General features: G+C 61.5%; 11 protein-coding genes. 7 read left to right on the top strand and 4 right to left on the bottom strand.

What is annotated here, in order from left to right; all coding sequences use genetic code 11:
- Nucleotides 1-73: 73 nt before the first annotated feature.
- The 3 genes from NG895_RS25195 to NG895_RS25185 form a co-directional block, all read right to left on the bottom strand.
- Nucleotides 74-1,165, bottom strand: a complete 1,092-nt coding sequence (locus NG895_RS25195) for a hypothetical protein (protein ID WP_252855321.1) — start codon at nt 1,163-1,165, stop codon at nt 74-76.
- A gap of 240 nt (nt 1,166-1,405) precedes the next feature.
- Nucleotides 1,406-5,884: a tetratricopeptide repeat protein gene (locus NG895_RS25190; protein WP_252855320.1), complete on the bottom strand. Its 4,479-nt coding sequence runs from the start codon at nt 5,882-5,884 to the stop codon at nt 1,406-1,408.
- A gap of 464 nt (nt 5,885-6,348) precedes the next feature.
- Nucleotides 6,349-8,109: a TIGR03790 family protein gene (locus tag NG895_RS25185; RefSeq protein ID WP_252855319.1), complete on the bottom strand. Its 1,761-nt coding sequence runs from the start codon at nt 8,107-8,109 to the stop codon at nt 6,349-6,351.
- Nucleotides 8,110-8,285: 176 nt separating this feature from the next.
- Between NG895_RS25185 and NG895_RS25180 the strand changes: the two genes are divergently transcribed.
- From NG895_RS25180 to NG895_RS25160, 5 genes are all read left to right on the top strand, one after another.
- A complete protein-coding gene (locus NG895_RS25180) occupies nt 8,286-9,011 on the top strand; it encodes an ABC transporter ATP-binding protein (protein ID WP_252855318.1) in 726 nt (241 codons plus the stop codon).
- Between the two features lie 83 nt (nt 9,012-9,094).
- Nucleotides 9,095-11,464: an ABC transporter permease gene (locus NG895_RS25175; protein ID WP_252855317.1), complete on the top strand. Its 2,370-nt coding sequence runs from the start codon at nt 9,095-9,097 to the stop codon at nt 11,462-11,464.
- An 81-nt stretch (nt 11,465-11,545) separates the two neighbouring features.
- Nucleotides 11,546-12,808: an efflux RND transporter periplasmic adaptor subunit gene (locus NG895_RS25170; protein WP_252855316.1), complete on the top strand. Its 1,263-nt coding sequence runs from the start codon at nt 11,546-11,548 to the stop codon at nt 12,806-12,808.
- Between the two features lie 191 nt (nt 12,809-12,999).
- Complete coding sequence (locus tag NG895_RS25165; RefSeq protein WP_252855315.1) at nt 13,000-13,878, top strand: serine/threonine protein kinase; 879 nt, start codon at nt 13,000-13,002, stop codon at nt 13,876-13,878.
- 214 nt (nt 13,879-14,092) lie between these two features.
- Nucleotides 14,093-14,296: a small basic protein gene (locus NG895_RS25160; RefSeq protein WP_252855314.1), complete on the top strand. Its 204-nt coding sequence runs from the start codon at nt 14,093-14,095 to the stop codon at nt 14,294-14,296.
- Nucleotides 14,297-14,343: 47 nt separating this feature from the next.
- Here the strand turns inward: NG895_RS25160 and NG895_RS25155 are convergent, their stop codons facing one another.
- Nucleotides 14,344-15,351 (bottom strand): hypothetical protein, encoded by a 1,008-nt coding sequence (locus NG895_RS25155; RefSeq protein WP_252855313.1) that lies wholly within the window; start codon nt 15,349-15,351, stop codon nt 14,344-14,346.
- A gap of 162 nt (nt 15,352-15,513) precedes the next feature.
- Between NG895_RS25155 and NG895_RS25150 the strand changes: the two genes are divergently transcribed.
- Together NG895_RS25150 and NG895_RS25145 are read left to right on the top strand one after the other, a co-directional pair.
- Nucleotides 15,514-16,164 carry a TVP38/TMEM64 family protein gene (locus NG895_RS25150; RefSeq protein ID WP_252855312.1) on the top strand — a complete coding sequence of 217 codons (651 nt, stop codon included), beginning with the start codon at nt 15,514-15,516 and terminating at the stop codon, nt 16,162-16,164.
- Between the two features lie 644 nt (nt 16,165-16,808).
- The gene (locus NG895_RS25145; RefSeq protein WP_252855311.1) at nt 16,809-20,906 is read left to right on the top strand and encodes a CotH kinase family protein; all 4,098 of its coding nucleotides are present in this window, start codon (nt 16,809-16,811) and stop codon (nt 20,904-20,906) included.
- The last annotated feature ends 160 nt before the right edge of the window (nt 20,907-21,066 follow it).

Genomic DNA, 21,066 nt, shown 5'->3' with positions numbered 1-21,066 from the left:
GATTAGGCGGTGTGCTGGCTGTCCTGCAGGGGGAATTGCCGGCCGCATCGATTGGAACGGATGAGGGGGGCGATCACTCTGCCAGGTCGAAGGGACTCCCTCCGGCGGGCTCGTTCTGCGGAGCATCTTGTCCTCCCTGCTGCATGTTAAAGGGGCTTCCTCCTTGCTGAGCCGCCGGAGCGGAGAAGTCGTTCATGCTGCCCATTTCCCCTTCGGGAAACAACTGCTGGGCGGCGGGAGAGCCTTGTTCGTCGGCGGGAAAACCCTGTCCATCGGCCGGTCCGCCAAAACCGCCTTCGCCGCCACCCATCATTCCAGGGGGCGGACCGCCTGGTCCCATCGGGCCCATCGGCGGCACTGCGCCGGTAACCGAGCCGGCACGGTCCTGAACAGCCTGTCCGATCACTTCGCCCACGATTTCAAACAACTGGGCGCTGCTGATGCTGCCCCGTGCTGCAGCGGGAATATCGACGCCGTCGCTGGCGGGTGCTTCATCGGTTCCGGCAGCCTCGTTCGCGGTCGCGGCAAAGGTCTGATCTTCGTTGTAAGAGTCGTCGGCAAATGGATTGTCGCTGTCCGTTTCGATCTCGGCCGTGGGGGGGGCCGCAGGTTCTGCGGTGGCCACGGCACTACCGGGGCCTTGCTTGGCTTTCACAGCCACTTGCCGCGCCTGTTCCACCGTCAAGCGACTGGCGAGCGCCTCGATGGGCAGTTGGTAGTCGGTGCGCAGCACGCGCTTTTCCTGTTGCTCGCGCTGCTGCTTGCGAGACTCCAACGCGGCACGCTGCTGTTGGACTACGGCACTGCGACGGGCAGCGCGGCGAATCCGCTCGAGCGTGACCCGCGCCGAACCCTGCACCGATGAAAGCGACTGGTCGATCAGTGGCGATGGACCCCGCTGCACTTCCAGTTCGGCCCCCTTGGCCAGATCGGCCTGGGCCCCGGGCAGATTGCCCGCATGCAGTCGGTTCAAGCCACGCAGGTAGTAAGCGCGGATGTCGTTCGGATCGCTCTCGAGGGCAGCCGTAAGGTGCTCTTCGGCCTGGTCGATGCGTCCAGCAAAATAAGCGCCCGCTCCCTGCTGGTATTCCGAGAGACCGGAAGTGTCTTGAGCCACGACCCAGGACGACAGCGAGAGGCAACAAGCCAAGGTAAGAAATCGCACGGCAACTGCCCTTGATATCAACGACACGAATGGGGGGAACTCCGCCGGGGCGTTCCCGCGAAGGAATGAATCTCCTTCCATATGGTAATCGGCCCAGGGCACGGCGACAAACTCTGCCCCGGCGTCGGCAGCCTGCGGATGAGGCCATAGGCCCGCTGCGCCCAGGCGATCTCTCGCTGGATTCGGTACTATTTGAGCCACAATGCCCTTGGCGAGCGAAAAGCCAGGGCTGGCCAGGTGCTAGAGTCGATTGCTTTGGCCGCGGAGTTTCTCCATTTCGGCGGCCAGTTCATCGTACTCGTCGGCTTCCAGGCTACCAATGCTGTCCCGCGTCAGCCCCATGTCCTGGGCCTTCTCCCAGGCCGTCAGGGCCTGGGTCTTCTGGTTGAGGCCCATGTGGGCTTGAGCCTTATGGAAGTACTTCGACGCGGTGGGGCCATCGGTAACAGCCGCCTCCATGTCTTCCACAGCCATCTGGTATTTGCCCATACGCATCAGGATGGTGGCCCTGGTGTCGAGGATGTCGGAGCGGGGCCCCAGGATGGCGGTGGCTTGTTCCAGCAGCGCGAGTGCCTCGTTGGTGGACTCGGCCTTGGCAGCGCCCAGGGCGATCATGTAGGCCAGATTGTTCAGCACGGCCGCGCGCTGGCTACTCACCAAATCGGTGTTCTTCAGCAGCTTGCGATAGATCTGGGCGGCTTCTTCGTAGCGGCCCTGTAGATCGCGGAAGCTGGCCTCGGTCATCGCGGCGTTGATCGACAGCGGGTCTTCTCGCCGGGCGGCGGAAATCCAGCCATCGATCTTCTCGTCGTACTTGTCACCAATCTCGCTTCGCTTCGCGCGAACGATGTTCATCCCCACTTCCGCCACGGGAATCAAGTTGGAGTCGTTGGCCGCCTTGTCGAGCATGTCAAAAGCGGTGTCGACATCGCGGTGCACGCCGATGAATTGCGTGAATTGCAGCTGATTGGCCAAGCTGGCATCGGGTCGTTCGACCACCAATTTCAGTAGCTTCTCGGCGTTCTCCGTGTCTCCCAAATTGGTCAGCAACGACGCCACCCGGGCCACGCTCATGTAGCCCTGGCTGTCGAGCTTGTTCAAGTCCTCCGGCAACATCTTGCGAAGTGCTTGCTTGGCTTTGTTGGTATCGCCCGTCTCGGTGTACACCAGCGCCTGCAATTCGTACGTTGCTGGCGACGTGGGGGCAATTCGCTGCAATTGGTCCAACTGGCTCTCGGCGATCTTCAGATCGCTACGTCCGCCGCGGAGCAGCAGCATCTGGATGTAAGCCCGACGAACCTGGAACGAATCGGGGTACCGAGTGAGAATGGTCTGCATGTGACTATTGCACTTGGCCCAATTGTCCGTCTTGAAATAGAGCTGGGCCAGTGTCAGGTCGAACGCAGGATTCAGGCGTTGTTGTGCTTGAACCTCTTCCAGCAATTTGATGGCTTTGTTCCGCGACACGGGTTCGTGCCGCTGCGCCAGGAAGGTGGCCATCAGCAGCTTGTCTTCCACCGCCAGGGTGTTGTTCACGGCGTTGGAGGCCAACAGCTTCTCGGCCTGTTGCAGGCTCTCGTAGTCGCCGCTGGAGGCCAGGATCTTGGCGGCTGTTCGTCGAGCCCAGGCGGCGATGCTGTCGCTTACCGAATCGGGATCTTCCGCTTGCTGCCGCAGCACGTCGTTGATCAAAGGTTTGGCCTTGGCCAAGCCATCTTTCAGCGGGTATTGGGAGCTCAGGTAGAAGTCGACCAGTTGCTTGTTGACGTTTTCGGCTTCGGGGTTCTGTTCGTGCGCCAGCAGGTAAATGCTCTCGGCGTCGAACCAGCGACCCATTTCGCGATAGCAGTTGGCCAGCAACAATTGCTGCTGATCCTCTTCCAATGCCAGTTGCGCGTCGCGCAGAGCCGACTCAGCCTCACGGCGTTTGGCCACCGCTTCTTCCTTGAACTTGTCGATTTCGGCTTGCGAGCCACCCGAGTCTTCGAGCTCTTTGGCTTGGGCAGCACTATGGGCACTGGTGACCAGCAAATAGTGCACGTAGGGTAGCCAGGCTGCTGGCGATTCGCCTCCCAGTTCAACGGCCTTGGCCAGGGCATCGCCCGCCTCGGTCAGGCAATCTTCGCGGATGTCCTTGGAAACGTTCTGATTGCCAGCCAATCGCTGCATGAACTGGCCATACCAGAGTTGGATCTTGGCGTTCGACTCGCCGGCATTGCCGAGCCGTTTGGCAGCGTCGGCAGCATCGCTGTACTGGCCAACCTGGAACAAAATCTCAGGGTACAGCTCGCCCAGCAACACGACCTTGATGTTCTCCTGCACGCCTTCCAGTTGATCGGCTGCTTCCTTGAAGCTGCCCTGAGCGGCCAGCAGGCGGACGTATTGTCCGAGCGCGAAGGCATTGCCACGCCCGCGGCTAAAGCCTTCCTTGTAGTCCCGCAACGCCTCCAGGTAGTCGCGTTCGGAGACCGCCAGGCTCGCCCGCAGGATGTAGGGTTGGCTCCAGTCGGGCCGTTCGGCCAGCGCGGTGTTCACCAGCTTGAGGATTTCCTCGCGAAGCTTTTCGTTCTCCGGATTGTTGCGGTACTGAACGAACTTGCGGGCGGCCTCGGTGAAGGCCCAGTTGGCGTCCTTCTTGCTGCCGACCAGGTCGAGCACTTTCTTCTGTGCTTCCCGCATGGCTTCGTCGTCGCTCCGCGCCAGTGCCAGGTCGAACACCTGCATCAGCGTCGGCAGATCGTCGGGGTTGATTTGGGCCACCTGGTTCCAGGCTTCTTCTGCTTCCTCGCGTTTGCCCACGCGAGCCAGTCGCGAGGCAACACCCTTCCAGAGTTCCACCTGATGGCTGCGATCCCAATCGTCGATGCCCTCGGTCAACGCGAGCAGTTGTTCGGCCATATCCTCATCGTTCTGGGCGATGATCAAATCGGCACGATCGAGACGCAATTGCCAGTTGTCACCAAACTTCTCCACCGTGCGGTCCAGCAGCTTCACGGCATTTTCGGGGCCACGCTCCGGATCGACCGCCACCAGACGCACCACAGCCCGCTGCACGTTCAAGTTGTCCTTGGCCATGTTGTAGGCTTCGAGCAACAGCTTGCGAGCCTCGGCGTATTTTTTCTGGCCAACCAGGGTCTGGATTTTCAGCAACTTGGTCTGGACCTCGTCCTTGTTGTTCTCTTCCGCCCAGTTGACGAGGAAATTGTCGAAGGCTTCCCAGTCCTGCTGGTCTTCGGGCTTCCCTAACTCTTCTTTCAGGCGGTCGTTGAAGCTGACCTTGCCAATGGTCTCGCCGCCGATGGTGGGGGCATCGCGTCCCATGCGGTCAGCCAGCTCGACGAGCATGCCCTTGGCTTGGGCGTTGCTCGGGTTCTCGCGGACCAGTTGTTCGAAAATCTCCATCGCCTTCTCGTTGAAGCCACACTTGTAGTAGGCCATGCCGAGCAGGTAGTCGAGCTGGATGCGTAGGCGAGGGTTGTCGATCACTTGAGGGCGAATATCTTCCAGCGCGCGGGAAGTCTCGAGCCACTGCTCGCGGACCGCCATGATTCGCGCCTTCTGGAATTCGACGGGCGGGTACGTGATGGGTACCTCTTTTTCAAACTCCTCGATGATGTCTTCGGCGCCGGCGATATTCCGCTCGTCGATCAGCAGATCGATCTTGTCGACCAGCAGAAACGGACGCTGATTTTCGCCAACCTTCTCCAGGCCGCGTTCAATCTGCTCCAAGGCGGCCGGATTGTCGCCTTGAGCGCGCTCCAGGCCGGCCAGTGCCCGGTAGAACAGCATGTTGTCGGTGCCCTCCGCCAGGCCCTGCTCCAGGTACTGTCGGGCGGTTTCATAGTCTTCCTGCCGCAGGGCGCGGTCGGCCAGCGCCCGCAGGACGTTGGTGTCCTTGGGGTCGAGTTCGTAGGCTTTCTTCAGTTCGTCGTCGGCCTCGTCGCCATAGTCTAAGCGACTTCCCTCGCCCTGATCGATAATGGTGAAGAAGATGCCGCGCTCCAGATGTGCCTCGGCCGACTCTGGATTCGTGTCGACCAGACGCTTCTCGACTTCAATCGCATCGTCTCTGCGGTCGAGCTGCAGCAGCAACCGGGACAACATGCTGTAGGCATCCACGTTGTTGGGAGCCAGCGCCTTATCGTCCACAAACTCGTCGGTCTCGGTGTCGTAACCTACCAATTCCTGCAGCACTTCCACCGCCTGAGTCGGTTCTTTCAGGTAGTTGTGGCACCGCGCCTTGCGCAGCAGCAGTTCCACGTCGCCGGGGCGTTGCTTCAGCAGCACCCGCACGTTTTGCAACTGTTCGCTGGCGAAGCCGGCCTCGAGCCGACGGTCGCTGGCCAGCAGATCGACATAGGCTTCCCGCAGTTGGGTCTCGCCGGGGTATTTGAACAGGGCGTTGCTGATCAGGCCGCGAACTTGATGGAAATCGCGCCACTCGCCATCTTTCATCGCCTGCTCGGCGACCTTCACCCAGAGCATGGCCTGCCTGATGCGAGTTTCATCGTCGTTGGGACGGAAACCCAGGTATTTTTGCAGCTCATTGGCCGCTCCCAGGTAGTCGCCCTCGGCTTCGGCCTGTTGCGAACGCTCGAGCATCGACTTAGCGTTGCTGACCATCTGCCACCGCCATATACCGTAGACCGAAACGGCGGCCACCACACCACCAACCAGCAGACCAATGAGCAGGCCATAGTTAACGCGATAGCGTTGCATCAGGGATTCCTCGATGGATGAAAATGCAGCTTGGGAGCCGATGTGCAGGTGGCCCGGGGCCACGATTCGGAGGTTCCGGCGTTCCGATTAAAGATGTTTTGACATCGGGCGAAAGGTAAATGTTGGGAGGGGGTGGTCCCAGTTGTTTTCGCAGGGGACCTGTTGTTGCGTCCATGAGGCGCAACGTCGAGGTGCCGACTGGTCGACGAGGGAGCTACCCTGCGAGTCTCTAGGATAGCGTATTTCTAGGCCGGGCGCCTCGCACTTGGCGTTCCTTCATCGTAGCCGCGTCCCCAGGGCTGTCAACGAACCACCGGTGCCTGCTCGCAGGGGGGTAAACGACTCCACCCGCGCAACTTGCACGACCGTTACGGTCGCTTCCCGCGTTGGGTGGCAGCCGTCGCAAACCGACCTTCGGATGCCCACCATAGCTGCTGTAACCCCCAAAACAGGCGTACAGCCCACTACTGGATCAGCACCCAGCAAGTCTTCGATCGGGTACCCGCTTCCACGTTGTCTGAGGTTGTTTTTTTGGCGTCCACCAGTTGTGCGGTCAGCCCGACCGGGCCACGGCCCAGCAGCTTCGAGTCGATCTCTACGCTGCCGCTACTGCCTGATACGAAGCCCACCCGTCGCTGGTTCTGCAGAATTTCGATCCCTTTTGCTTCCTCGGGGCCCGACACGGTCACTCGCACCGGTTGTTCGGCGGGTACCGCGGGAGTCGGTTCCACCTTGATGGTCACTTCTTCCACGGGGGCATCTGGGTGCTGAACGACCACCGGCACAATCGTGCGGCCGCGATATCCAATGCTGTCGTCGGTGCTGACCACCAGCCGCAATTCGTGGTGACCGGGGGCGATGCCGGCCGTTTTCAGCGGCGCGGAGATCTGATGCGGGTAGCGGGCCAGCAGCCGGCCATCGAGGTACAACTCGGCCATGCCGGCCTCGGTGCCCGGCTGGGGTGTCACCTTCGGTTTGATTTCCACCACGCCCGAGAGCTGTTGTCCAGGCTTGATTCCCTCGAGTTCCACCTTGGGCGGCCGGGCGAAGGGCTGGCACAGCGGGTCGCCCACCACCAGCAACTGGTAGGGGCCCGATACCGACTGATAGAAGGCCTCGCCCAGCGAGGTGCCCCGCCAGTAGTGCAGGTGCATCGAGGGCAGCGGGAATTTGGCCTGGATGGCGTAGGGCTCGGTGACCGTCCCGCTGGAGCCGGCGGCGCCAGCCCGCAACCAGGTCGCCAGGGTGGTTTGCCCCGATTGACTGAATCGGCCGCCAAAACTGGTGAAGTGATCACAGATGGCGCCCGGTACCAGCGAGGTTTCGCTGGCATCGATCGAGAACCTGGCGGTGCCCAGCATGATGCCAATCGCCCCGGACGTGGCCGGCGGCCCCGTGCCATTAAGCACCACGGCCTCCGCTCCTTCGGCCTTTAGCTGATCGCAGACCTGTTGATAGCACTTGTCGCGTGTCTTGGAGCGGACATCGCCATTCTTCACGAAATAGAAAGTGCCAGCGGGGTGGGCCGCATCCACCACCGAACTTCGCGACAGGTACGACACCACTTCATCCACGGTGTTGCCGCCTTGGGCGGTCACGCCCAGCATGGTCGACAGGAAATAGGTTTGTCCGTTCTTTGCCTCGCTGCTTTGCTCGCCTTTTTTGGTCCAGTACTGCTGTGCCCGAAAGCCATTGGTTACCACCTCCTTGCAGTTGACGCAGGAGGTCTGGTTCTTGCGAGCCTCGGGCGTGACGTACCAGTTTACCGTGGGCATGCACATCGCCGGATTCTTGGTCAGCGCGTACACCCACAGGTAGGTGGCCCCAGTGAGCGAAGCGATCGGGCGGAACTGCTTGGGCAGCTTTTCGTCCTTGAATTCTTCCCGAAAGTCGACGGAGTAGGGAAAAGCAGACGAGTAGACCACGTACTCGATTTGGCCAGCCAGATGCCGCTGTTCGATGGTTTCGATGATCGGTTTGAGTATTTGATCGCGAAACCGCCCGGCGGGCGTGTTGCCCTGGCCTCCCTTCCAGTTGAGATACAACACGCAATTGGCCGGAATATTACGTTTGCGGATATAGTAGTTGGCAATCGTCTTCGAAGATTCGCTGTTCTGGTTGATCACTACCAGCACGTTTTCGGGCCCACCGCCCGCTTGCACCCGACTTGCCGATGCCGCAATGGATAGCAGGGCAGTGACAAGCAGCAAACGCGTGGGCAACATGCGGAAATCTCCGGCGAAATAGGATAGCAGGCGGCGCAATGTGTTGTACGCCACCTGCTCGGCCAGGGCAAATCGCGATTAGAGCGCCTGCGGTGCGACAAAATGCCGTTCTGCCCCCGCGGTGTGGTTTCGCGTTAGAATGAGGGTTTCCGTACTTTCCGCCCACCTCACCCGTCATGTCTTCCAACCCGCCCCACCGCGAGCGAGTCTTCGAGGCGCACGATGTCACCAAGACCTATCACATGGGTGAGGTGGACGTGCAGGCCCTGCGGGGTGTCGATTTGGAACTGTACAGTGGCGAGTTTGTTGTCCTGCTGGGACCCTCGGGCAGTGGCAAGAGCACGCTGCTGAATATCCTGGGCGGCTTGGACGTTCCCACCGCAGGCACCATTCGCTATCGCGGCGACGTGCTGACCGATTTCGACGATAGCGCGCTCACCGGGTATCGCCGCCGCCACGTGGGGTTCGTGTTTCAGTTCTACAATCTCATCCCCAGCCTCACGGCCGAGGAGAACGTGGCACTGATCACCGAGATTGCCAGCAATCCGATGACGCCGCTCGAGGCCCTTTCGCTGGTTGACCTGGCGAAGCGGCGGACGCACTTTCCCGCGCAGCTTTCCGGTGGCGAACAGCAGCGCGTGGCCATTGCCCGCGCGGTGGCCAAGCGGCCCGACGTGCTGCTGTGCGACGAGCCGACCGGCGCGCTCGACGTGCATACCGGCATTCTGGTGCTCGACGCTATTCAGCGGATCAACGAAGAGCTCGGCACCACCACGGCCGTGATCACCCACAACGCGATCATTGCCGAGATGGCCGACCGGGTGATTCACGTTTCCGATGGCAAGATTGTCAGCACCGACGTCAACTCCACCAAACGCCGCGCGGAGGAACTCGAATGGTGAGCTATAAAGTTCGAAACCCGAACGACGAATAACGAACAGGTCGCACTTCGTCACTCGTCATGCAGAGATTTGTCATTTCCCAAATGCTTTTATCCCTCGATCGCAAACTGCTCCGCGACTTGCGTGCCCTGTGGGGGCAGGCAATTGCCATTGCGCTGGTGATCGCCTCGGGCGTGGCGACGTTCGTCAATTCGCAGAATGCGCTGCGGTCGCTCGAATCGACCCGCGCGGCGTTCTACGAACGATCGCGATTTGCCGAGGTGTTTGCCGGCGCGAAGCGGGTGCCCGACTCGATGAAGAGCCGCCTGGAGGAGATACCGGGCGTGGCGCATGTCGAGACACGCATCGTCGAAGGCGTGAACCTCGATATCCCCGACCTTAACGAGCCTGCCCTGGGCCAGCTGATTAGCGTGCCCGATACCCATCCACCGCTGCTGAACCAGTTGTACCTGCGTCGCGGCCGCTGGCTGAAGCCAGGCGCCGACGACGAGGTGCTGGCCAGCGAGAAGTTTGCCGCGGCCAACGAGTTGGACATCGGCGACACGATTGCCGCCATTATCAACGGCCGCCGCAAGCAACTGCGGATCGTTGGCGTGGTGCTCTCGCCCGAGTACGTGTTCCAGGTGAAGCCGGGCGACATCGTGCCCGATCCCAAGCACTACGGCGTGATGTGGATGAACGAGGAAGCCCTGAGCATGGCTTTCGACATGGAAGGGGCGTTCAACGATGTCGCGGTCGAGCTATTGCACGGGGCCAACATCGACGAAGTGATCTTTCGCATGGACGAACTGCTCGATCCCTATGGCGGTCGGGGCGCGTTCGGTCGCAAGGACCAGATTTCGCACATGATTCTCGAAGGCGACATCCGCGGCCTGAAAACCACGGGGCTCATCGCGCCGACCATTTTTCTGTGCGTCGCGGCGTTCCTGTTCAACGTGGTGCTCACCCGCACGCTGGCCCTGCAGCGGGAGCAGATCGCTGCGCTCAAGGCCTTTGGCTACACAAATTTCGACATTGCCTGGCATTACATAAAGTTCGTGCTGGTCATCACGCTGGCCGGCGCGGTGCTGGGCACCGTGGGGGGGAATCTGCTGGCTGGGTTTTTCACCGAGATGCTGGCTCGTGTGTACCAGTATCCGGAGATCCTGATTCGCGTCCGCTGGAGCATCGTGGCGCTGGCCATCTCGGTGGCCGCCACGGCCGCCTTGCTGGGGGCGTCGGCCGCCATCTGGCGAGCGGTGCGAGTGCCACCCGCCGAGGCAATGCGGCCCGAGCCGCCCGCCAACTTCAAGCCGACCCTCATCGAGCAACTGGGCCTCGGCCGTATGCTGCCCAACGTGGCCCGTATGGTGCTCCGCCAATTGCAGCGGCAGCGGATCAAAACCTGCGTATCGATCTTCGCCGTGGGGCTATCGGTGGGCATTATCGTCGTAGGGCAGTTCATGCAGGACGCCATCGATTACGTCACCGACCTGCAGTACAACCGCGTGCAGCTGTACGACATCCAGGTGAACACCGTCGAGCCGCTTTCGACCGACATCACCCACGCCCTGGCGAGCATTCCCGGCGTGATGCACGTCGAGCCGATGCGTTCGGTGCCTGCCCGCGTGCGCTATGGTCCGCACTACCGCCGGGTGGCCGTGCAGTCGCTGCCCACCGATGTAACCCTGACCCAGCTGATGGACCGCCATCGCGCCACCTGGCAGCCGCCGCCAGCGGGGCTGGTGATGTCGAAGATTTTGGCCGAACAGCTGGGCGCTAAAGTGGGCGACCTGGTGTCGATCGAAGTACTCGAAGGCAAGCGGCCCACGCTCAAGCTACCCGTGCTGGCGCTGCTGGACGACATCGCCGGGCTGAACGTCTACACGAGTCTCGACTCGATGAACCGCCTGCTCCGCGAAGCCCCGCGAGCGAGCGGCGCGTACTTGCGAATCGACCAGAACCAACAGGCCGAGGTCTATCAGGAACTGAAGGAGATTCCCGCGCTGGCCGGCGTGAGCGTCCGCGAGTACGCGTTGCAGAGTTTCCAGGATACGATCGCCCAGAACATGGGCACCATCAAGGCGATCAATCTGACGTTTGCGGTGATCATTGCCCTGGGCGTGGTCTACAACGGCGCGCGGATCGCCCTTTCGGAGCGGAGTCGCGAGCTGGCAACGCTCCGCGTGATTGGTTTCACCCGCCACGAAATCTCCGCCATCCTGCTGGGCGAACTGGGCGTGATCACGGTGCTGGCGCTGCCACTGGGCATGGGCATCGGCTGGTCGTTCGCCTATCTGTTGTCGACCTACCTGGCCAACGAGGAGGCCTTCCGTTTCCCCTTCATCATCGAGAAATCGACGTACGGGCTGGCCGTGTCCGTGGTGCTCACTGCATCGGTGTTGTCCGCGCTGCTGGTGCGTCGTAAGCTCGACCACCTCGACCTGATCGCCGTACTGAAATCGCGCGAGTAGCCGCGGGCCGCTTTTGTCGCCGCGCTGTTGTGCCCCCTGCTGAATCGTCTGTCCCCAGCCCCCGACCTACCCCCCACCATCATGAAAAGCTGGCTCACCTGGATTTTGATTGCCGTTGGTCTTGGGCTCGTCGGGCTGATTGTCTGGTCGTTTGTCCCCGAAGCGGTCGAGGTCGATATGGCCACCGTCGAGCGGGGCACCGTGCTGGTGACCGTGGACGAAGACGGCAAGACCCGCATCCGCGAGAAATACGTTGTCTCGACGCCGCTTTCTGGGCGGCTCTTGCGAATCAACATGGACCCGGGCGACGTGGTCGTGGCGGGTAAAACGTTGCTGGCGACCATCGAACCCCGCGACCCCGAACTGCTCGACGCGCGGGCAATCGCCCAGGCCGAAGCCCGGGTGAAAGCGGCCGAGGCCTCGGTGAAGAAGTCCGAGCCCGTGCTCTCGCAGGCCCGCATCGATCTGGGCAATGCCGAAACCTATCTGGCCCGCCTGCGCGCCTCGCAAGCGGCGGTGATGCGATCGGAAATCGACGATGCCGAAGCCCGCTTTCAGGCGGCCAGCGAAGAACTCCGTGCGGCGAAGTACGCGCAGGAAATCGCGGAGTTCGAACTGCAGCAGGCGCGGGCGGCGCTATTGCGTTCCCGACCGCGCGACGAAGAAAACGCCGGCAACCAGGAGCTGCCCAATGGCGGTGCCGACGAGAAGAATGCCGCCAACGAGAATGGCACCAATGGCAACAGCTGGAACCACACCATTCGCTCGCCCATCACCGGCCGGGTTCTGCGGGTGTTTCAGGAGAGCTCGGCCGTTGTCACCGCCGGCATGTCGCTGCTGGAGTTGGGCGACCCCAGCGACTTGGAAGTGGAAATCGACGTGCTGTCGAGCGATGCGGTCAAGATCCAGCCCGGCGCCCGAGTGATGCTCGAACACTGGGGGGGCGAGCCCGTGCTTAATGGCCGAGTGCGGCTGGTGGAGCCCAGCGGCTTTACCAAGATCTCTACGCTGGGGGTCGAGGAGCAGCGGGTCAACGTAATTGTCGACCTGACCGATCCCGCCGACGAGCGGCAGAACCTGGGCGACGGTTTCCGAGTCGAAGCACGGATCGTCGTGGCCGAGGCCAAGGACGTGCTCCGCATCCCCGCCAGCTCGCTGTTCCGCCCCGACGAGGGCTGGGCCGTGTTCAAAGTGGTCGACGGCCGGGCGGTCGAGACCAAGGTGGTGCCCGGCTACCAAAACGGCCTGGAGGCCGAAATCCGCGAAGGCCTGGCCGAGGGCGACCAGGTGATCATCCACCCCAGCGACAAAATCGCCGACGGCGTGAAGGTCCGGCAGCGGTAGGCCCAACCGTTTTCCCGCGGTCTCGCTACCTAGTCGGACCGCCATGCGGTCCGTGTTTTCACGGAGTTGAGCGTCCCTTCGGCCTCGGCAAACCCCGGTCTCAAGCGAACAAGAGCGTTGCCGTCCCCCCCAGAGGCTGCGTATATTGGAGAATTACCGGAACTGAACCGCTCCTGGCGAGGCAACCTACAGTGGGAATTGGCAATTTCTTTAAGTCGATGATCGAAGGGGGCAAGGTCGACGTCCAGAAGCGGTATCAGTTCATGCGCGAGGCGGTCTCGGGCACGATGAGCGAGTTTTACATGGCTCGCGACCGACAGACCGAGCAGATCGTCGGCCTGAAGATCCTCGACCGGAACAAGACCCAGTCGCTCGAAGCCCGCTTTAAGGGGCTCGATAAGCCGAGCGAAGGCAAGATCGCCAGCTCGTTCAATCACCCGCTGATCGTCACCACGCTGCAGTACGGCGTCACAACCAATGACGAGCAGTTTATCGTCATGGAGTTTTTGGATGGGCCGGGCCTCAACTCGTTGATTGTCGGCAAGAGCCCGCTCTTGGACGGCAACCGCCTGACCCTGCTGCGGCAGATGTCCGAGGCCCTGAAGGTGGTGCATGACGCCGGCTACATCCACCGCGATATCTGCCCGCGGAACTTCGTGTGTGCCAAGGACGCCACGTCGCTCAAGCTGATCGACTTCGGCCTGACCGTACCGGCCGAGCGATCGTACATGCAGCCCGGCATCCGCACCGGCACGCCCAACTACATGGCGCCCGAGGTGGTACGCCGCAAGGTGACCGACAAGCGGCTGGATATCTTCGCTCTGGGTGTGTCGATCTACGAGATGTTCGCCTTCGATCTCCCCTGGGCCCGCGGCAGCGACGGCCTGGCCGCCATGTCGCATGGGGCCTCCAAGCCCAAGCCGGTGGCCGAGCACTACCCCAAGATCGATCCCCGTCTGGACGCGGCCATCTTGAAGTGCATCGAGAACGACCCGGACGAGCGGTACCAGTCGGTCGACGACTTCCTCAAAGCCATCCGGCAGCTCAAGAGCGAGGATGCAGCCGCGTAGCCGGCCGAAGTGGGGTGGGACGCCGCTTAACTTCGGTTTTCGCCGAAAATGGCGTTTTCGGCCGCTGCGGCACGGGTTTTCAACGTCGGCCATTCCCCCTCGCATGCCCCCTTTGCCACCGCGCGAAAACCGTCTATACTTCCGGGCTATCGATTTGTTCTGACCCTTCGCCCTGTACTCCCCGGTGCACGGGCCAAGCTAGCGAGACCGTCCGATGACCATCGACAAGAGCCTGAAAGTCAAGCGTGGTATGAACACCAACCGCAGCGTGCTGACGCGCGTCGAGCGGCTCAAGGTGCTACAGGACAGTGGTCGCTGGGACGAAGGCGATTCGCCGCTGGGCCTGCCCAAGGTCCGCGTGCGGAAGCTGACGATGAAGAAGAAAAAGAAGAAGGCCAAGGAAGACGAAGACGAGTAATCGTCGCTCGCGTTGGCTGCTTCTCTCTTGGCGCCGGGCGGCGCCCTCTACAGATCCGAAAGCATCTGCTGCAGCGATTCCATTGCCGCGGTGTGCCCGGTATCTCTTTTGCGCAACTGCTCGATCCGCTGCTGCGCCATCGATTTGGCGTCGTCCAGCGTCGGTAGCTGCGGTACCTGGTCCGGATGGTCCAGGGCCACCACGTCCAGGTACATGCTCACGAAATCGCGTTGGCTGGCCAGTTGCCGGAGTTCGCGAACCACGCTCAGCAGTTCCTCCATCGACATCGTGGGCGAAGCCACCAGGCGGGCTTCCACGCCCTTCAGGCCGTGCGTATAGCCCCGCACGCGTGCGCTCAACTCGGCGGTGTTCACGCCCACGGTCGATGGGGCATCGCTCGTCGAACTGAATGCCGTGGGCCGCATCGCAACCCGCTTGGTCAAACTAGTCGTGGCCAAGGGTTCGTCGTCTTCAAATGGATTCTCCAGCTTCAACGGTCGGGCGCCGGGGTGCCGCTGCCAGAAGCTCGCCACCTGCGGGCTCTCGGCTGCGGCCGGGGCAGGGGCGGGCGCCGGGCGCTCGGGCGTGGGTTGGCGCTCAGGCTCGCCCTTCGCCTGGGGATTGTTCGCAATGCGATGCCCCGCGGTCGCGGCGGGTTCGGGGGCCTCCTCGGCCGGCGCTTTGGCTAACTGCGGTTCGTTGGGCAGCGGCAACTGCGGCGCCTCGGCCAGGCGCTTCTCGAACCACGGCAGCGCCGGCAGCGGGTCTTTCGAGCCCGGCATTGTCGCGTCGATGGCTGCATCCAGCCACTGCTTCATCTTCTGATAGTCGGCATCCGTGCGGGTCGAGCTATTCCAGCGGTCGAGCGCCACGGCCAGTGCCCGGGTCCGCTCTTCGGCCGCACGGCCATCGAAGTCGCGGAGCATGTTGAGCTGAAAGCCAAAGTCGTTGACCAACTGCTGCAACTGGCCGGTATCGCCTGTCTGCCCGAACGTCGGCGCGCCCAACGTCAGAATCAACGTTGCCACTGCCAGACGAAGGAATCTGAAAAACATGGAATTGCTCATATTGAATTTGCCTCGGCCCTCGCCTGCGTTGTCGCCTGGCCAGTGTTGTCGTGTGCAACGTAGAATAACAAAAAACGCTGACGGTTCACGTAAAACTAGACCCGCTGCAGTCAAAGTCAACCACCTCCACCGTGCAGGGCCGAACTTGCCATGCGATCGCTCATAAGACTGGTTCTGGTGGTAGCGATTCTGCTGGGTTTGCCGCTGCTGACGGTCTCGTTGTGGAGCGGTCCGCTCGAGCATTGGTTCGAAGCCTGGCGCCAGTCGCCGCCGCCGGCCGGCTGGCTGGTCGCCGCCCTGGTGGCAGTGCTGGCAGCCGACATTCTGTTGCCGGTGCCCTCGGGACCGGTCATCACGTTGGCCGGCGGACAACTTGGTATCGCGCTCACCGCGGCCAGTGCCTGGGTGGGGCTGATGCTGGGCGGCGTAGCGGCCTTCGCCGTGACCAAACGCTGGGGCCCTGCCGTTGCCAGACGCCTGGCCGCGCCCGAGGAACTCGACAACCTCCGCGCCACCGCCCACGAGCATGACGTGTGGCTGTTGTTAGTCACGCGTCCGCTACCGATCCTGGCCGAAGCGACGGTGCTGTTGTGCGGTGCGCTCGATACCCGCTGGTCGCGCCTGCTGTGGACCTTGTCGGTAGGCAACGCTGCGGTGGCCACAGCATTCGCCGTCCTCGGCAGCCAGGCCGAAGAGCACGAATGGATGGCCACCGCCATCGTGCTATCGGTGGTGGTGCCACTCGCGGGAACCTGGGTTGTGCGGCATCGTTTGAAGCGGCGCGCGGAGGTGGCGGGGTAATCGGTTTGGGGTTCTCAATCGAAGGCGTGCGGGCTGCGCTGTGGTCGGTGAAAATTGCCTACAGCGGCGAAGGGGATTCGCGATTGCGTCGGCCGCTGCAATCGCTCTCAGTCGGCCCGTCCCCGGATTGAGCGAAGTCACTGCACTTCAGCAAATTCGGTAGCTCGAGTAACGAGCAGTACTTACAATGGGTGAGCGGGAGCCGCCGATATCGCGGGTTTTGGATTCACCGTTCTTGTGCGACGCTCAGGTTCCCGCTTCCGCTGGCCACTCCATTTCATGTGCCGCAAGTCCGACAGATTCGCAATGTTTGCTGACGACCCCGAATAGGGGCGTCGTCTGCACTTTGCTGGATTGAATCCCGCGACGACGGATCGCACGGTGCCGCTTCTGTTGAAATGCGACTACTCACGCCGAAATCGTCGCCCAGTTTGAAGCAGTCGCTAAAGAGTAATGTCTCTACGGCCCTTCCCGGTCGGAGAGCCAAGAAAATGTAACGTTTTGGGCCTTCGTGGTATCTATAGAGCGCGGGGTCTGAGTTGTTGCCAGGCTTACCGCCTCGAATTTTCCTTGTCCATTGGCCGATTCAACGTGCGAGCGTCCAGATTTGCTCGCAACCGCAACCGCTGGGATTCTGCACTCCTATGTCTATCTGTATCGCTCGAAAGTCGCTTCGGACGCTTACCTTCGAAAAGCTGGAATCGCGAGTCGTATTGAGTTCGACGCCCATCATCACCGAGTTCGTCGCGTCAAACGACAATTCGCTGGACGATGGCGATGGCAACAGCAGTGATTGGATTGAGATCTACAACCCAACCAAGGATGTGATCGATCTGGCCGGCTGGCACTTGACCGACAAGGCTGACAACCTCGATAAGTGGACTTTCCCCAGCCTGCCGCAGTCCATCTTGTCCCCTGGCGAGTACCTTGTTGTTTTTGCGTCCAGCCAGGATACCGAGACATACATTGACCCCGAAGGTAATCTCCATACCGACTTCGCATTGAGCGCCAACGGAGAATTCCTGGGGCTTACCGATCCGCTGGAGAACATCGTCTGGTCGTACGCGCCAGAGTTCCCATCGCAACTGACCGATGTCTCCTACGGCGTGAACACGCAGGTCGTTGATCTGATCGACGATTCCACGACCACGTCGGCGTGGGTGCCGACATCGGACGTGTTGGACACGGGTGCATCACCCGCCTGGACCCAAATCGCATTCGACGATTCGTCCTGGGCCCAGAGCGCAAGCGGCCCTGGTGTGGGATTCGACTCCTCAACGGGGCATTCCCCTGGGCCTGCCAACGGAATGGAACTCAGCGACCTGGTAGGCGGCGACCTTACCGACCCGGAGGACGACGGCATCCTGGCTGTCACCTTTGAGGCAGGGGCTTCGGGCAACTCGCCCACGGGCGAAGAACCCGCCAGGGCGCTGGACAACACGGACTCAACCAAGTGGTTGGCCTTCGCTCCTTCGGGCACATACTACGAGATGCACTTCACCGACGGTCTGCCGCGCGTTGTCGATGGGTACACGATCACGTCGGCGAACGACGCGTCCAATCGCGACCCCTATAGCTGGACACTGAGCGGTTCCAACGACGGGGAAACGTATACGATTGTCGATGACAGGAATGCCCAAGATTTTGATGACCGCTTTGAGACGAGGCTCTACGAGTTCTCTAACACGACTGGCTACTCCTCCTATCGCTTCGACTTCCAGACAGAGTATGGCGTAACCGGCGACAACAGGCCCAACTCGATCCAGATGGCCGAGATCGAACTGTTCAGCTCGCAGGAGTTCAACATGGATCAGCTGGTCGATCTCGACCTGCAATCCGAGTGGCAGGAGAACCGCAGCAGCATCTATCAACGGGTCGAATTCAACGTGGTCGACCCGTCGGCCCTTGGCGCGTTGTGGATGGACATGCAGTTTAACGATGGTTTTGTCGCGTATCTGAACGGCGTGAAGGTCGTGGAGGATAACGCCCCGGCGAACCCGAACTGGCAGTCGCTCGCGCCCGAGGAACGCGAAGACTCCGAGGCCTTCAGCCCCAAGCGTTTCGACCTGAGCGAGTTTCACGACCTGCTCGTGTCTGGCGACAACGTGCTGGCGATCCACGCGCTGAACGACAACAACTTCAGCAGCGAGTTGCTCTCGCGGCCCCGGCTAACCGCGGCGTCGCTGGACATGTCGGCTGCGACGGAGTTGTACTACAAGACACCCACGCCCGGCGCGGCGAACGGAGAAGGGAATCTCGGGTTTGTGAGCACTCCGGCGTTGAGTGTGCCGCACGGATTCTACAGCAACGAGTTCAGCCTCTCGATCAGCACCGAATCGCCCGAAGCGCTGATCTACTACACAACCAACGGCGACACACCTACACCTGAGTCCGGCTCGCTTTACACGGGCCCGATCACCATCGACGGCACAACGGCCATCCTCGCCGCCGCGTTCCAGGAGGGCTTCTACGATTCCACGGTCGTCGGCAGCACGTACGTGTTCGTCAACGACGTTGTATCGCAGAGCTACTCGTCTACGCTCGCTGCAGGGTTCCCAACCAGTTGGGGTGGGGTCTCGCCCGACTATGGCATGGATCCTGACGTGATCGGCAACTTCGACGGCGCAGGGAACTCGCTCGGCGGCGATCGATTCGGCGGCCAGTATGCGAGCACGATCCAGAGCGACCTCCTCGCGATTCCCACGCTTTCGATTGTGATGGAGACGGAAGAGTTGTTCGGGCCTGACGGGATCTACACCCTGTCGACCAATGGCGGCGTGGCTTACGAGCGAGCTACATCGGTTGAACTCATCTATCCGGATGGGTCCGAGGGGTTTCAGATTAACGCGGGCATTCGCATGCAGGGCGGCGCCTTCCGCCGCCATGACCTGAGCAAGAAGCACTCGTTCCGCCTGTTGTTCAAGGACGACTACGGCCCGACGAAGCTCGATTTCCCGCTGTTTGGGGAAGACGCCGTTGCAAGCTTCGACACTATCACGCTGCGGATGGAATCGAACGACGGTTACGCCTGGGACGGCGCAGGCACGCAACCCCAATACGCACGCGACGCATTCGCGAGCAGGACGCTGGCGGCCCTGGGACAGGTCGCGTCGCACAGCAACCGAGTGCATCTGTATATCAACGGCATCTATTGGGGTGTCTACAACCCAACCGAGCGTCCCGACGCCTCGTTCGCGGCAATGTACTTTGGGGGGGACAAGGACAACTGGGACGCGATCAACGATGGCAGTCCAACGGATGGCGACCTGGACGCCTGGAACGCGATGGTGGATCTGGCACAGCAGGCGGGCAGTGGATCTTCGAGTTCGCGCGCCGCCGCGTACCAGCGTCTGCAAGGCGCCAACCCTGATGGTTCGAACAACCCCGCCTATGAAGACTACTTGGACATCGACAACTACATCGACTACTTAATGGTCAACTTCTACGGTGGCAATGTCGACTGGCCCCACCGCAACTGGTACGCCGTGAGAGAGCGGGGCGTGGACAGCACTGGCTTCAAGTTCGTGAGCTGGGACGCCGAATCGACAATGAACCTGTTCGGCTCGAACATCAACACCAATCGACTCGATGCCAATGTCGAGGCGGCGCAGCCCTACAGCTACCTGAGAAACAATGAAGAATTCCGGATACGGTTCGCCGACCGTGCACACCGCGCGCTGTTCAACGACGGCGCCCTGACTCCCGACGAAGCCATCGCTCGGTACCAATCGCTTCTAGCGGAGATGGAGCAGGCCATCGTGGCCGAGAGCGCCCGGTGGGGCGACATGCACCGCGGTTTACCATTGACCAAGGCGCAGTGGGAGGCGGAGGGGCAGTCGGTTATCGACACGTTCCTGACGGGTCGCACCGATGTGTTTATCAACCAGTTGCGTTCCGCCGGCCTGTACCCTTCTGTCGACGCCCCCACGTTCAGTCAGCACGGCGGCCCGGTCGCTGCGGGCGGTATTGATCTGGAAATCACCAGTACCGGCGGCGTCATCTACTACACGCTGGATGGCTCTGATCCGAGAGCGACGGGAGGAGCCGCCGTGGGGCAGGCATACATCGCACCGGTGGTGGTGACACCCGGCGTCACGGTAAAAGCCCGTACGCTCATTGGTGGTGAGTGGTCGGCGCTCAACGAGGCAACCTTCGAACCGCTGCCGCTTCCCGGAGACTACGACGGCAATGGTACGGTGGAACAGGCCGACTACGTCGTCTGGCGAAGCCAGTTCGGCACGGAAGTGCCCACTCCTGGGGCAGGCGCCGATGGCAATCTGGACGGCGTCGTTGACCTTGCCGACTACACGGTCTGGCGAAATCATCTGGGTGCCTCTGTCGCGCTCAATGAACCGGCGCCCCTGCAGGCGTCCTCTTCATCCCCAGCGGTGGCGGCCGTGACGACTTCGGCTGCCGAGACAAACGACCAGGAAACGCAAGGCGTGTCGTCTGCACAGCACCCCTATTCAATCCAGCAGGGGGTGACTGCGGGCCGAGTTGCCGGTCGAGCCGAAGTCACGCAGGACCCATTACCGCAGCCCTGGAGTTCCGTACGGGCCGATGTTGCTCTTCAGTTTTTGTATCCAAACCAGCAACAAGAGCAGCCAAGCAATAAGAGCCCTGCGAAGCTAGTAGGCGTTGGGAGTAGCCTTGGCGACGAGGGGTACGATACGTCTGCTGAATTGCATGCCGTGGAAGAAGTGTTTGCTGACTTGGCAACCGAAGTCATTCACACGCTGTAAGCAGTTGGTGGTTGGCAGCGCCGACAAGCCTCCCTCGCCTCGAAACGCCGTGGCGAGTTCAATCTACAAACTAGCCCCCCTGTAAAAACTTCACCGTAGAATCCGCCCGCGGATGTGATCTAATGGTTCTGCTGCGCAACAGGTCGTGGCGAGTGACTGG

It is taken from the genome of Aeoliella straminimaris (assembly GCF_024054565.1).
Lineage (GTDB): Bacteria > Planctomycetota > Planctomycetia > Pirellulales > Lacipirellulaceae > Aeoliella > Aeoliella straminimaris.
The sequence above is the reverse complement of the archived record's forward strand: the minus strand, read 5'-3'. Positions and strand labels throughout refer to the sequence as shown.

Excerpts from the sequence above, each read along its gene's own strand:
- NG895_RS25145 (WP_252855311.1), top strand. The coding sequence starts at position 16,809 with ATGTCTATCTGTATCGCTCGAAAGTCGCTTCGGACGCTTACCTTCGAA.
- NG895_RS25175 (WP_252855317.1), top strand. The coding sequence starts at position 9,095 with ATGCTTTTATCCCTCGATCGCAAACTGCTCCGCGACTTGCGTGCCCTG.
- NG895_RS25180 (WP_252855318.1), top strand. The coding sequence starts at position 8,286 with ATGTCTTCCAACCCGCCCCACCGCGAGCGAGTCTTCGAGGCGCACGAT.
- NG895_RS25185 (WP_252855319.1), bottom strand. The coding sequence starts at position 8,109 with ATGTTGCCCACGCGTTTGCTGCTTGTCACTGCCCTGCTATCCATTGCG.
- NG895_RS25170 (WP_252855316.1), top strand. The coding sequence starts at position 11,546 with ATGAAAAGCTGGCTCACCTGGATTTTGATTGCCGTTGGTCTTGGGCTC.
- NG895_RS25155 (WP_252855313.1), bottom strand. The coding sequence starts at position 15,351 with ATGTTTTTCAGATTCCTTCGTCTGGCAGTGGCAACGTTGATTCTGACG.
- NG895_RS25150 (WP_252855312.1), top strand. The coding sequence starts at position 15,514 with ATGCGATCGCTCATAAGACTGGTTCTGGTGGTAGCGATTCTGCTGGGT.
- NG895_RS25190 (WP_252855320.1), bottom strand. The coding sequence starts at position 5,884 with ATGCAACGCTATCGCGTTAACTATGGCCTGCTCATTGGTCTGCTGGTT.
- NG895_RS25160 (WP_252855314.1), top strand. The coding sequence starts at position 14,093 with ATGACCATCGACAAGAGCCTGAAAGTCAAGCGTGGTATGAACACCAAC.